We start from the raw sequence: 13,496 nt of genomic DNA, 5'->3' as shown, positions 1-13,496 counted from the left end.
TTTTCCGTCAATTGCAATAACTTGTCCCTTTGATATATTTGATATTGAATTAACCCAATCTATAAAACAACTTTCAAATTGAGAACTGTCAATTGAAGAAAATAATCTGTTGATTGTGTCTTCTGACAGAATTCCATTAGGTAATTCTAGGAATTCTTTTAAAAAACCCACTTTTGAATTCGCAAACCCTACCATTTGCTTCTGTGTTTCAGCCCCGCAAACAACTGAGACCATGCCAATTAGGAGGGTGCCATTTAGTTTGTGAAGTTGGTTTACATGGCTTCCGGGGTCGTCTGTACTGCCAAAAATGCCCACTAGTTTATTGTCTTTTTTCATACCTTTTAACTGTTTGGTTAACAGGCTAATATGCAAATAATTAATAAGAAAAAAGACAATTTTTGAAAGTGTTTTCAATTAAAAAAGTATGAGTTTGCCCTGGCTTTTTTTATTGCTCTCGGTTATTTTTTTAAAAATAAAATTATCTTTGCAAAATTCTAAAAAAGCATATTATGAGTAAGAAGTTTCCGGAATATAAAAGCTTGGATTTATCTCAAATAAATAAAGATATTCTGAAAAAATGGGAAGATGACAAAACATTTGAAAAAAGTATATCTTTCGGAGAAGGTAAAAAAGAATTTATTTTTTATGAAGGACCGCCTTCTGCTAACGGAATGCCCGGAATACACCATGTTATTTCCAGAACATTAAAAGACACGTTTTGTCGATATAAAACATTACAAGGCTACCAAGTTAAACGAAAGGCAGGTTGGGATACGCACGGACTTCCTGTTGAGCTTGCTGTAGAAAAAAAGTTAGGGATAACAAAAGATGATATAGGTTCCAAAATTTCCATAAAGGAATATAATGATACTTGCCGTAAAGAGGTTATGAAATACACCCAACAGTGGGAAGATATTACAAAAAAGATGGGCTATTGGGTTGATATGGAAAATCCGTATATAACTTATGACAATAAATATATCGAATCTGTCTGGTGGCTGTTGAAACAATTATATAATAAAGGTCTGTTATATAAAGGATATACAATTCAACCTTATTCTCCGGCAGCAGGAACAGGGTTAAGTTCCCATGAGTTAAACATGCCGGGATGCTATAAAGACGTAAAAGACAGCACGGGGATTGCACAATTTAAAACAATAAGAAATGAAAAATCAGATTTTTTATTTAAAAATATTGACACAGAGTTATTCTTTTTAGCGTGGACTACAACACCTTGGACATTGCTTTCTAATACGGCATTAGCAACCGGAGCAAAAATAATATATTTAAAAATCAGAACATTTAACCCATATACAGGAATTCCCATAACGGTAATAATTGCAAAAGATTTATACAGAAGCCTGTTTCCTGAAAAAAATGATAATTTAAAATTAGAAGATTATAAAAAGGGAGATAAAAACATACCGTTTAAAACTTTAGATGAAATTAAAGGCAAAGAACTAGCCGGAATTTCATACGAACAATTGTTACCCTACAAACAACCTGTTGATGGTGATGCGTTTAAAGTGTTAAACGGAGACTTCGTAACAACATCGGAAGGAACAGGAATAGTTCATATTGCTCCGAGTTTTGGTTCTGATGACTACTTTGTAGCCAAGAAAAACGGAATAGGATCTTTAACATTAGTAAATAAAAAAGGAGAGTTTGTTGACGAAGTAGGCGAATTCAGCGGAAGACCCGTAAAAAACTCTTATGATTCGTCAATTCCGGAAGATACGCCGAGCGTTGATGTGGATATTTTAGTGAAGCTAAAACAAGAAAACAAGCTTTTTAAAAGTGCTAAATACGAACATTCTTATCCGCATTGTTGGAGAACAGATAAACCGATACTTTATTATCCGCTGGACTCATGGTTTATTAAATCAACAGCAGCGAAAGATAAAATGATTGAACTTAATAAAACAATAAACTGGCAACCGCCGGCAACAGGAGAGGGTCGTTTCGGTCAATGGCTTGAAAACCTTATTGACTGGAATTTATCAAGATCCAGATATTGGGGAACCCCCCTTCCTATTTGGAGAACAGAAGATAAAAAGGAAGAAATATGCATAGGCTCTCTTGAAGAATTAAAAAAAGAGGCAGAAAAAGCCGTTCTTGCCGGATTTATGAAAGAAAATCCGTTAAAAGAGTTTATTCCCGGAGATTTTTCAAAAGAAAATTATTTGAAATTTGACATACACCGACCGACAGTTGACGATGTTATTTTGGTTTCTGCATCCGGAAAAAAAATGTTCCGAGAAACAGACCTGATTGATGTTTGGTTTGATTCGGGTGCAATGCCTTATGCCCAACACCATTATCCGTTTGAAAATAAAGAAGAATTCAGAAAAGTATTTCCTGCCGATTATATCGCAGAAGGAGTTGACCAAACAAGAGGTTGGTTTTTTACATTGCATGCTATTTCAACAATGTTATTTGATTCTGTGGCATTTAAGAATATTATTGCAACCGGATTATTGCAAGATAAGAATGGTGTTAAAATGTCAAAACGACTCGGGAATGTTATCGACCCGTTTGAAACAATCGAAAAGCACGGTTCAGACCCTGTTCGTTGGTATATGCTGACAAATGCAAGACCGTGGGATAATTTAAAGTTTGATTTAGGAGGTGTTGATGAGGTTAAAAGAAAGTTTTTCGGAACATTATACAATACCTATTCTTTTTTCAGCTTATATGCAAATCTTGACGGGTTTTCATATAAAGAAAAAGAGATTTCTAATGAAAAAAGACCGGAAATAGATAAGTGGGTCTTATCTTTACTTAATACTTTAATAAAAGAGGTTGAAACCGCTTTTAACAATTACGAACCGACAACAGCCGGAAGATTAATACAAAACTTTGTTATCGATAACTTAAGCAATTGGTATGTCAGATTAAACAGAAAACGTTTTTGGGGGCAAGATTATAATGCAGACAAAACATCTGCGTATCAAACTCTCTATACGTGTCTGGAAACTGTTGCAAAACTAATGTCTCCGATTGCACCGTTTTATTCTGATCATTTATTTTCAGGACTAAACAGCGTAACAGGAAGAGAATCCGGTTCGGTTCACCTTTCTTCATTTCCCGTATTCCAAGATAAAATCGTTGATAAAGGCTTAGAAGAACGAATGGAATTAGCACAGCAAATTTCATCTATGTCTTTAAGCTTAAGAAGAAAAAGCAAGATTAAGGTTCGCCAACCTCTTCAAAAAATAATGATTCCTGTTTTAAATAATGATTTTCAAACAAAAGTTGAGGCTGTTGAAGACATCATTCTTTCGGAAATTAATGTTAAAGAAATTGAATATTTAAAAGACAGCAGCGGAATAATTGTTAAAAACTTAAAGCCGGATTTTCGTGTAATGGGAAAAAAATATGGTAAATTGGTCAAAAATATTGCTCAAAAATTATCCGGATTTTCACAAGAAAACATTAATAAGTTTGAACAAAAAGGGTGCTGTCATGTTGTTGTTGAGGGAGAAACAATAGAAATCTTAATTAATGAAGTACAAATTACAACAGAGGATATTCCGGGTTTATTAGCCGTAAACAAAGGAAATTTGACAGTTGCTTTGGACACAACAATAACGGATGAGTTAAAAAGCGAAGGAATTGCAAGAGAAATTGTCAACAAAGTACAAAATATCAGAAAAGACTCCGGTTTTGAAGTAACCGATAATATTATTATTGAAATTTTAAGCAATAATCTAATTGATAGTGCAGTATTAAAGCATGAAGAATATATAAAATCACAAGTTTTAGCAGAAAAAATAAAGATTGTTGCTTCAGTCGAAACAAATGATTTTAATGATTTAGAAATCGAAGAAAACGTAAAAACAGAAATAAAGATAACCAAAAAGATATAAACAAAAAACAAAGAACAATGTCAGAAACGAATAATCCGGAAAAAAACCGCTACTCAGACGAAGAGCTTCAAGTGTTTAAAAAAATCATTGAAGAAAAATTAGAAAGAGCACAAAAAGACTATCAACTTTTAAAAAGCACCCTTTCACATGAAGACTCAAATGATATTCAAGACACATCTCCAACTTTTAAAGTATTGGAAGAAGGGGCAAACACCCTTTCTCGAGAACAAACAGGAAGACTTGCACAAAGGCAACTAAAGTTTATTTCGCATCTTGAAGCTGCCTTAGTTCGTATTGAAAACAAAACATACGGTATTTGTAGAGAAACAGGAAAACTTATTGCAAAAGAAAGGCTTAAAGCGGTTCCGCATGCAACATTGTGTATAGAAGCAAAGAAAAACCAATAATATTTATGTCGCTATTTAAAAAGTCATTATTACTGGTTTTTATATTACTTGTAATCGACCAAACAATTAAAGTTTGGATAAAACTCAATTATAACCTTGGAGAGAATGATTCTATACTTGAGGTTGTTTTCGGAATACAAGGAGGAGAGTGGGCAAGAATCCATTTTACCGAAAATAAAGGAGCCGCTTTCGGAATGTTAATTGGCGGCGATACCGGAAAACTAGTTTTAAGCTTGTTTCGGCTGCTTGCAATTACTGCTTTAATTTGGTATTTGTACAAAATATCTAAACAAAAATTACCGAAAGTTGCAAGATTCGGTGTTGCATTAATTTTAACCGGAGCAATCGGAAACATGATTGACAGTGCTTTTTACGGACTAATATTCAGCAGCTCAAAAGATGCTGTTGCAACATTATTCCCGGAGGGCGGAGGTTATGCCGGCTTTTTGTACGGCTCTGTTGTTGATATGTTCTATTTCCCGATGTTCAACGGAACAGCTCCGACATGGTTTCCCGAATGGTCTTGGTGGCCCTGGCCTCCGGAGAGTAACATAAGCTTTTTTCCGTATATCTTTAATTTTGCAGATTCTGCAGTTACTGTAGGGGTTGTAATAATAATATTATTCAGAAAAAAATTTGTTGTACACGAAGAAATTATAAAATAGGAAGAAAAGACCTTTTTTATTTGAAAAACAAAAAATTTACTATTATACGGTATTGCTAAAAGTGAAATATTATAAATGTTTTATCGAAAACTGATTTTTATTTCATAAATTTAACCGTTTAAAAAGTCAAAAACTTATTTTATACATCTGCTAAAAAAGGTACAGATGAAAAAATTGAGCATACAAAGCACCCTTCTTATCAGTTTTTGTTTAATCTCGCTGATTGTATTTATTTCGGGAATAAGAGAATTATTGGTTTTAAATAGTTTAAAAGAACAAAAAAGCACACTAAAAGTGCTGTCAGAAACAGATGCTTTACTAAAAGAAAACACTATTGTTCTAAAGTCTGATATTTCAGCATTGCAAAGGATAGTATCTACAAAGTCGGAAACAGAACTTCAAAGCTTATTATTTGAACATAAAGAAAACAAGCTGACAGAAAAAGATAATTTCAAAAATATCCTGAGAAACCTGAAAAATAATATAAAAAAAGAAAATGCAGAGGCACTAATATTAACGGATAAATATGTTAATAATGCAGATTATCTGTTTAACGGAAGCTATTTAACGAACTATAAAAAGATTTCGAAAAAAAAAGAAAACCTTATAAATATTGACAGCTATTTTATTGAAACAATTAACTCAAACAGCAAGCTTTCCAAAAAAGACTTAATAAAAAAAACAGAAACAGAAAAAACAGACTTATACAAGCAACTACAAAAAACATATAATATTATATTAACAAAACTTGAAGAAGCACAAAAAACCAACGGAAACTATTATTCTGAATATAATAAAAAAGTTGATGAAAGGTATAACAAGGCTCAAAATACAGCATTTACATTTTTCATTTTAGTAATTTTGGTTTTAATACTTACCCTTGTTTTTCTTTTGAAAAAGATACCCGACCCCATAAAAAAAATTCAAGGACACTTAGATGTTTTAACGGAAGGAGAACTTCCGGAAAACATTGAACTTAATGCCGGGACGGATATAAACAGAATAGGAAAAACAATTAACAAGTTGGTTGAAGGGCTTAGACGAATTGTTGACTTCTCTTCAGAAATAGGAAGAGCAAACTTTGACACAAAATTTGATTTGTTAGGAAATAATGATGTGCTGGGAACATCTTTGTTAACATTAAGAGAAAATCTGCAAACAGCACAGGAAGAAGATGAGAAAAGAAAAAAAGAAGATGCACAAAGAAACAGAACAAACGAAGGGCTGACAAAATTTAATGAAATAATGAGGCAGCAATCCGGAAGTATTAAAGAACTGGCAGATGTTATTATTTCGGCATTGGTAAAGTTTTTAAATGCAAACCAAGGAGGCTTGTTTTTTCTTAATGAAGAAGATAAAGAGAATGTCCACTATGAACTTTTGGGTGCATACGCATACAACAGGAAAAAATTCTTATCAAAAGAAATAAAACCCGGAGAAGGTCTTATCGGGGCAGTTGCTCTTGAAAAATATACTGTTTATATGACAGAAGTTCCGGATGAATATGTTGAAATTGAATCGGGAACCGGAAGTGCAAATCCGCGTTCAATTTTAATAGTACCCCTAAAAATAGAAGAAAATGTTTTGGGAATCATAGAGCTTGCATCATTTAATGAAATTGAGCAATACGAAATTGAAATGGTTGAAAAGGTTGCCGAATCAATCGCATCTTCAATGACTAATGCAAGAATAAATATGCAAACATCCGCATTGTTGCAACGTTCAAAAGATCAGGAAAAGTTGGTTGAGGAGCAAGAACAAGAAATAATCCGGTATATTAGTGAAATTAAGGATATTACAAAACAAGTTAAAGCCTTGGAAAGAGAAAATAAAAAGCTGAAAGAAAAAACGAATTAATCCGAATCCTTCAAGCATAGAAATTAAAATGCTGTTTTACTGTTTTTACCGGTATTTTGCAATTTCCGAAATATCAATTTTGTCTGCTAAGGCCTCAATATTTTTTATGTCAAAAGTCCCGTCAATTCTTAAAATAACACAATCATTTTTTATTTGTTCATGAATAACAATAACAACCTCATCAAGTTTTTCTCCGTTCTCTTTTAATAAAAATTTGACTTTTGTATTTTCATTATTAAGCGTCAAGAATGTTGTGTATGTTTTACTTGAAAGATGTGTATATAGGTCTTTTGTAAGTTCATCACTTGCTCCTTCTTTAATAAAAAAGTCTATGCCCTTAATCTTGCCAAATGCACTTTCAACCTCCTTATTATCTGTATTTACAAACATTTTAAAAAGAAACACAGGCATACCGATTGTAATTACACCCTTATCATTTTCGTGCAATTCATTAAAGGTGTCAAAACCGCTTTGTTTTTTTTGGGGAACATCTTCTCTACAAGAAGAAAAAACAAGAAAAAATAAAATAAAAACAGATAATTTTTGCATAGTTTAAAATATTTTGTTAAAGAATTGTACCCAAAAATAATGAATACTTTTTAAAATTGACTAAATTTGCAAAAATAATGTTTAATAATTATTATTAATATGGCAACAACAGCAGACTTCAGAAACGGACTAACCATTGAATTTAAAAACGGACTTTATAAAATTGTATACTTTCAACACGTAAAACCGGGCAAAGGACCTGCCTTTGTTCGAACAAAACTCAAAAACTTGGATACAGGAAAAGTTTTAGAGAACACATTTACTTCCGGGGTAAAAGTTACGGAAGTCAGAGTTGAAAGACACCCCTATCAATTTCTTTATAAAGATGATATGGGCTATGTGTTTATGCACCAAAAAACTTATGAACAAATAACACTACAAGAACAAGCAGTTGATAACAGCGATTTAATGAAAGAAGGACAAGATGTAGAAATATTGTTCAGAACAGAAAACAACCTCGTTTTATCTTGTGACTTGCCTGATTTTGTAGAACTTAATGTTGAATATACAGAACCCGGATATAAAGGAAATACAGCATCTTCAAATGCAACTAAACCTGCAAAGCTTGAAACCGGAGCAGAAATTAAAGTGCCGCTCTTTGTTAACATTGGCGATGTTTTAAAAATTGATACCAGAACAAGAGAATATTCCGAACGTATAAAAACATAACCGATGGCTTCAAAATCTTCTTTAAAACGTCTGAAATTTTGTAATTTTAAGCTGGCATCACTCCTTGAAATCACAAATGCGATTAATGATAACCTTCCCGTAAAAGACATTTTAGCAACCTACGAGCATATTTTGTTGCACGAATTGAACATCGGAAAAGTTGCAGTTTTTGCTTTTAGTCAAAAGTGGAAAATTGTGTTAGAATCCGGAGCAAAAAAAGAAGAGTTTTCAAGTATAATTGTTGAAGAGGATTTATTGGAACATGAAGATATAACAACAACACCGTCAACAGAGAATAAAAAACTTTTATCATACGATTTTATTATTCCCGTGTTTCATGATACTCAACCCATTGCTTATGTTTTAATCGGAGATGTTGAAGAAGAAAAGGAAGGCGTCAGTCCGACGATTAAGCATTTACATTTTATACAAACCCTCACAAATGTAATTTTTGTCGCAATTGAAAATAAACGACTTTACGAAGAAAATCTCCTGCAAGCCAAAATTAAAAAAGAAATGGAACTGGCATCAAGAATGCAAAATATGTTAGTTCCTGACACAAGCCTGTTCCCGAAAAACAAAGATATTTCTGTTGATTCTTTTTATTTACCTCATTTTGAAGTAGGCGGAGATTATTACGATTTTGAAAAATTTTCGGAGAATGAATATTTTTTCTGCGTTGCAGACGTATCGGGAAAGGGAATTTCAGCAGCACTTCTGATGTCAAATTTTCAAGCAAGCTTAAAGGCATATTTAGACACAAAAACAACCTTGCCCCAGCTTGTGAGGCTACTTAATGAAAGAGTAATAGAAAGTGCACAAGGTGAAAAATTCATTACTTTTTTTGCCGGAACATATAACATACAAAGTCGAGAACTTAGGTATATTAATGCCGGACATAATCCTCCGCTTTTATATGATAAAAAGCTTAAAAAACTGGAAGAACTCAAAGAAGGCTGTCCCGGTATCGGAATGTTAGATGAAATTCCGTTTATTAACGAGGGCTATAGAAAAATTCCGAACTCTTCAAAACTTATTTGTTTTACCGATGGGTTAACAGAATTAGAAAATGACCTAAAGGAAGAAATCGGTCTTGTTGAACTTGAAAAATGTATGAAAAATGATTATAATGTAGATGAAAATTTCATTTGTTTACAAAAAGTTCTAAACCTTGAAAAAGGCAATCCTGCTCTTTTTGACGACATTACAATTTTGGGAATGGACTTTTTCTAAACTTATCCCCGAATCATAAAAAACGGCAACATATTTGATTTGTTATTCTTAACTATTTACAATTAAAAACAAACGTATGAAGAAATTATTTTTATCCTTAACAATGGTACTGGCGGCAACATATTTATTTGCACAACCAATGTCAAACTTCGTGTTTTTCTCCGAAGACGGATACCCGTTCAATTTGATTATGAACGGGATTCAAGAAAATCAAAACCCACAAACAAACGTAAGGGTTACGGGGCTTACAGCAACAAACTATAAAGTAAGAATCATTTTTGAAGACAAAACAATTCCTGTTATAGAAAAAAATGTTTTTACTAAGCCCGGAATAGAAATTACCTACGTCATTAAAAAAAATAAAAAAGGAGTAAATATTCTTCGGTATTATTCTGAAGCCCCGATTCCTTATGAAGAGGCGGTTGTCGAAAACATTGTCGTTCATGATAATAATGCGAATATAGTTACCGAAGAGGTTATAGTTCACAATAATGTAAACCCGGGAGGAGTAAACATAGATGTTAATGTTAACGGGTCCGGGATTAATTATAATATGAATGCTAACGACGGTTCCGTCAGTATTAATGCCAACATTGACATTAACGGAGGAAGCGTTCATTATGACGAAACAGTTGTTGAAAGCGAAACTCATTATGTTATTGAAGACAATGTTAATGATGATTACTATCAGATGCCCGGGTATAATGGTAGAGTAGGTTGTCCTTGGCCCATGAATCCTCAAAACTTTCAAAAAGCAAAACAAACAATCTCAAATGCCGATTTCAGTTCCGACAAGCAAACCATTGCAAAACAAATTGTAAATTCAAACTGTTTAACTGCACAACAGGTAAGGGAGGTTACAAGCCTCTTCGACTTTGAAGAAGATAAACTTGAATTTGCGAAGTTTGCATACACACACACCTTTGATGTTGAAAACTACTTTATTATTAATGATATTTTTGACTTTTCGTCATCAATAGAAGAACTTGATAATTATATTAATACTGTTCGGTGGTAAGACCGTTTCGATTTTTGTACCACAAATATTAAAAAAAGAACAAGTTTATTTTAAATTTGTTCTTTTTTTATAAATAAACAAACTTGAAAGTATATCGCTCTATAAAAGAATTCAATGTTAAGAATCCGGTTTTAACCGTCGGAACCTTTGACGGTGTTCATCTCGGGCACAAAAAAATAATTGAGAAATTGATAATGGGAGCAAAACAAATTCAAGGTGAATCGGTTATTTTAACCCTGCATCCGCACCCGAGAAAAGTGTTATTTCCTGACAGGAATGGTTTTGGGCTATTAAATACTCTTGAAGAAAAAATTAAATTATTAGAAAATGCCGGTCTTAAACATTTGATTATTTATCCGTTTACAAAAGAATTTGCAGCATTAAGCTCTTGTGACTTTATTGAGAAAATCTTGTATAATAAACTTAAAATTAAACAATTAATTGTCGGACACGACCATCATTTCGGAAAAGACAGACAAGGAAACCTTGAAATACTACGAAATTGTGCAAATCAATTCGGGACTGATGTTGTTAAAGTTGAGGCTCTGCTTCAAAACAACCAAAAGATAAGCTCAACAAAAATTAGGAATGCTCTTTTATCTGGAGACACCTTAACAGCAAATTCATATTTAGGATATAATTATTTTCTTTCCGGAGAAGTAATTTCTGGCAATAAAATAGGTCGAACACTTGGTTTTCCCACGGCTAATATTCAAACGGAACAAGACAAATTAATTCCGAAAACAGGGGTTTATGCCGTTAAAGTAATTGTTGATAATGTTGAATATAAGGGAATGTCAAACATAGGCTCAAAACCTACCGTAAGTTCAAAGCCTGAAACCGGCACGGAAGTTCATATTTTTGATTTTAACGAAAATCTCTACGGAAGTACAATTGAAGTTCAGCTTGTTAACTATATTCGGAAAGAAAGAAAGTTTAAAGACAAAAAAGCTTTAAAAAAGCAACTTTCTCATGACAAAAAAGCGGCTTTTTCTCTATTGATTTAAAAGCGATATGCTAAACCAATTTTGTACATTGGGTTTAATGAAAAGCTGTTAAATGGATGAAAATTGATATACAGAATTCCCGGTGAAACTGATTGATTTAAGTATATATTCTCCCAAAGCTTTGTTTTTAATCCGATGCCCGGGAAAAGGTCTATAGTAAACAGTTCCAAGAAAACTCTTGTTTCCAGAGTAGGGCATGCTTTATCAGCAAACCCGATATAAGAAAATACAGTTCCTGCAAATAAATACAGTTGAACAATTTTGTCTTCTCTGAAAAAATATTTGTATTCTAATTGTAAACCGAATCTATCAATAAAACTTTCTCCGTAAGCCTTGTTTTTAAGCATTTCAAATTGTGCAGGACTTAATAAAGAGGTTTCATAAGAAACAAAAACCCATTCTTCTTTCACTTGGCTTGTATAATATACAAAGCAGAAGAAAATGCATGTTTGTTCATTTGTCGGGAAAAACTAAAGTCTATTGTTTTTCCGATAAATTTTGTCGTATAATCAATACCTACTGAGTATGATTGTTCTGAACTTTGTTTATAAAAGAATAAACATAAAATTATAATTATTAGTTTTCTCTCCATAACGATTTCAAATTTATTTAATAAAAATACAAAACTTTTTTTAGTTATCATTCATTGCTTTACTTTTGCATTAATCTATAAAACGTAAATTATGCAGAAAGTAAGAGTAAGATTTGCACCGAGTCCGACAGGACCGCTACATATGGGAGGCGTAAGAACTGCCCTTTTCAACTATTTATTTGCCAAAAAACATAAGGGTGCTTTTCTTTTGCGAATAGAAGATACCGATCAAACCAGATACGTTGAAGGTGCAGAAGATTACATCATGAAATCTTTGGAATGGTGCGGAATAAAAGTTGATGAAGGCATTAAAGAAGGTGGTGATTTCGGTCCGTATAAGCAATCGGAAAGACGTGAAATTTACAAAAAGCACATACAAATTCTTATCGACAACGGAAGTGCATATTATGCTTTTGACACGCCCGAAGAATTGGATGAAATGAGAAAACGACTAGAAGCATCCGGTTCTTCCGTAAGACAATACAATTCTCAAACCAGAGGTGAAATGAAAAATTCATTTACTCTTTCGGAAGAAGAGCTAAAAGCAAAATTGGATGCAGGAGAACCTTATGTCATACGTTTTAATATTCCTGAAAATGAAGATTTAATTGTTAAAGATATTATTCGCGGAGACGTAAAAGTGAATACATCTCAATTAGACGATAAAGTTTTGTTTAAATCTGACGGTTTACCGACTTACCATTTGGCAAATATTGTTGATGATCGATTAATGGAAATTACTCATGTTATAAGAGGAGAAGAGTGGTTACCTTCTTTACCTTTACATGTTTTATTATACAGAAGCTTCGGTTGGGAAAACGAAATGCCGCAATTTGCTCATTTGCCATTATTATTGAAGCCAAGCGGAAAAGGAAAACTTAGCAAAAGAGACGGAGATAAACTCGGGTTTCCGGTATTTCCTTTGGAATGGAAAGACCCTGCAACAGGAGAAGTTTCTGCAGGATATAAAGAAGGCGGCTACCTTCCGGAAGCATTTATTAATATGATTGCATTATTAGGGTGGAACCCCGGAGAAGAAGAGGAAATATATAATCTTGAAGAATTAGTCGAAAAATTTGACATAACAAAAGTACAAAAAGGCGGAGCTAAGTTTTCACCGGAAAAAGCAAAATGGTTTAACCAACAATACATTAAAGAGGCATCTTCAGAAGAATTAACTAAAATTTTCTGTCCGATATTAAAAGAAAAAGGAATAAAAACAGATAACCTTTATCTTGAAAAAGTAATCGGATTTGTTAAAGACCGGATGGTATTGTTGACCGACTTTTGGAATCAAGCAGAGTTTTTCTTTGTAACACCGACCGAATACAACCAAAAATTGGCAAAAAAACGATGGAAAGAAGACACTACAGAAATTCTGTTGCAAATTCACGACATTCTTGATGCAATAAGATACGACAGGTTTACAACAGAACATACAGAAGAAATTATCAAAGCATATATAACAGAGCAAGAACTAAGCTTCGGAAATGTTTTAAACCCATTAAGACTTATTTTAACCGGAACCGGCGGAGGTCCTCATTTATTTGATATAATTTCAACTATCGGAAAAAAGGAAACCTTAAAAAGAATTATGAACGGTGTTGCGAAAATTAAAAAGTAATTATTT

12 protein-coding genes are annotated in these 13,496 nt (G+C 33.0%); 9 read left to right on the top strand and 3 right to left on the bottom strand.

Going from position 1 to position 13,496, the window contains the following annotated elements; genetic code table 11:
• The coding region (locus L3J35_10745; protein MCF6366666.1) for an ISAs1 family transposase at positions 1 to 414 on the bottom strand (414 nt) is incomplete at its 3' end.
• 95 nt (positions 415 to 509) lie between these two features.
• Between L3J35_10745 and ileS the strand changes: the two genes are divergently transcribed.
• From ileS to L3J35_10725, 4 genes are all read left to right on the top strand, one after another.
• Positions 510 to 3,869, top strand: a complete 3,360-nt coding sequence (gene ileS / locus L3J35_10740) for an isoleucine--tRNA ligase (protein MCF6366665.1) — start codon at positions 510 to 512, stop codon at positions 3,867 to 3,869.
• Between the two features lie 17 nt (positions 3,870 to 3,886).
• Positions 3,887 to 4,276 (top strand): TraR/DksA family transcriptional regulator, encoded by a 390-nt coding sequence (locus tag L3J35_10735; protein MCF6366664.1) that lies wholly within the window; start codon positions 3,887 to 3,889, stop codon positions 4,274 to 4,276.
• Between the two features lie 5 nt (positions 4,277 to 4,281).
• The gene (locus L3J35_10730) at positions 4,282 to 4,941 is read left to right on the top strand and encodes a lipoprotein signal peptidase (protein MCF6366663.1); all 660 of its coding nucleotides are present in this window, start codon (positions 4,282 to 4,284) and stop codon (positions 4,939 to 4,941) included.
• Between the two features lie 165 nt (positions 4,942 to 5,106).
• The gene (locus L3J35_10725) at positions 5,107 to 6,798 is read left to right on the top strand and encodes a GAF domain-containing protein (protein ID MCF6366662.1); all 1,692 of its coding nucleotides are present in this window, start codon (positions 5,107 to 5,109) and stop codon (positions 6,796 to 6,798) included.
• Between the two features lie 45 nt (positions 6,799 to 6,843).
• Here the strand turns inward: L3J35_10725 and L3J35_10720 are convergent, their stop codons facing one another.
• Entirely contained in the window at positions 6,844 to 7,347 is a 504-nt protein-coding gene (locus tag L3J35_10720; GenBank protein ID MCF6366661.1) for a DUF4252 domain-containing protein, read from the bottom strand.
• Between the two features lie 99 nt (positions 7,348 to 7,446).
• On the opposite strand from L3J35_10720, the gene efp reads away from it, so the two are divergent.
• From efp to L3J35_10700, 4 genes are all read left to right on the top strand, one after another.
• Positions 7,447 to 8,016: an elongation factor P gene (efp, locus tag L3J35_10715; protein MCF6366660.1), complete on the top strand. Its 570-nt coding sequence runs from the start codon at positions 7,447 to 7,449 to the stop codon at positions 8,014 to 8,016.
• A gap of 3 nt (positions 8,017 to 8,019) precedes the next feature.
• The gene (locus tag L3J35_10710; GenBank protein ID MCF6366659.1) at positions 8,020 to 9,249 is read left to right on the top strand and encodes a PP2C family protein-serine/threonine phosphatase; all 1,230 of its coding nucleotides are present in this window, start codon (positions 8,020 to 8,022) and stop codon (positions 9,247 to 9,249) included.
• Between the two features lie 76 nt (positions 9,250 to 9,325).
• Positions 9,326 to 10,267 carry a DUF4476 domain-containing protein gene (locus L3J35_10705; protein MCF6366658.1) on the top strand — a complete coding sequence of 314 codons (942 nt, stop codon included), beginning with the start codon at positions 9,326 to 9,328 and terminating at the stop codon, positions 10,265 to 10,267.
• Positions 10,268 to 10,350: 83 nt separating this feature from the next.
• On the top strand, positions 10,351 to 11,274 hold the full coding sequence (locus L3J35_10700; GenBank protein MCF6366657.1) for a bifunctional riboflavin kinase/FAD synthetase: 924 nt from the start codon (positions 10,351 to 10,353) through the stop codon (positions 11,272 to 11,274).
• Here the strand turns inward: L3J35_10700 and L3J35_10695 are convergent.
• Positions 11,271 to 11,684 carry a hypothetical protein gene (locus L3J35_10695; protein ID MCF6366656.1) on the bottom strand — a complete coding sequence of 138 codons (414 nt, stop codon included), beginning with the start codon at positions 11,682 to 11,684 and terminating at the stop codon, positions 11,271 to 11,273. The two genes, L3J35_10700 and L3J35_10695, sit on opposite strands and share 4 nt — an antisense overlap.
• A 273-nt stretch (positions 11,685 to 11,957) precedes the next feature.
• On the opposite strand from L3J35_10695, the gene gltX reads away from it, so the two are divergent.
• Positions 11,958 to 13,490 (top strand): glutamate--tRNA ligase, encoded by a 1,533-nt coding sequence (gene gltX, locus L3J35_10690; protein ID MCF6366655.1) that lies wholly within the window; start codon positions 11,958 to 11,960, stop codon positions 13,488 to 13,490.
• Positions 13,491 to 13,496 lie beyond the last annotated feature (6 nt).

The sequence above is a fragment of the Bacteroidales bacterium genome (genome assembly GCA_021648725.1).
GTDB lineage: Bacteria > Bacteroidota > Bacteroidia > Bacteroidales > JAADGE01 > JAADGE01.
This window is presented reverse-complemented; position numbering and strand designations above follow the sequence as displayed.

Bases quoted from the DNA above. Each gene is read 5' to 3' on its own strand.
- ileS (MCF6366665.1), top strand. From the start codon at position 510: ATGAGTAAGAAGTTTCCGGAATATAAAAGCTTGGATTTATCTCAAATA.
- L3J35_10735 (MCF6366664.1), top strand. From the start codon at position 3,887: ATGTCAGAAACGAATAATCCGGAAAAAAACCGCTACTCAGACGAAGAG.
- L3J35_10730 (MCF6366663.1), top strand. From the start codon at position 4,282: ATGTCGCTATTTAAAAAGTCATTATTACTGGTTTTTATATTACTTGTA.
- L3J35_10725 (MCF6366662.1), top strand. From the start codon at position 5,107: ATGAAAAAATTGAGCATACAAAGCACCCTTCTTATCAGTTTTTGTTTA.
- L3J35_10720 (MCF6366661.1), bottom strand. From the start codon at position 7,347: ATGCAAAAATTATCTGTTTTTATTTTATTTTTTCTTGTTTTTTCTTCT.
- efp (MCF6366660.1), top strand. From the start codon at position 7,447: ATGGCAACAACAGCAGACTTCAGAAACGGACTAACCATTGAATTTAAA.
- L3J35_10710 (MCF6366659.1), top strand. From the start codon at position 8,020: ATGGCTTCAAAATCTTCTTTAAAACGTCTGAAATTTTGTAATTTTAAG.
- L3J35_10705 (MCF6366658.1), top strand. From the start codon at position 9,326: ATGAAGAAATTATTTTTATCCTTAACAATGGTACTGGCGGCAACATAT.
- gltX (MCF6366655.1), top strand. From the start codon at position 11,958: ATGCAGAAAGTAAGAGTAAGATTTGCACCGAGTCCGACAGGACCGCTA.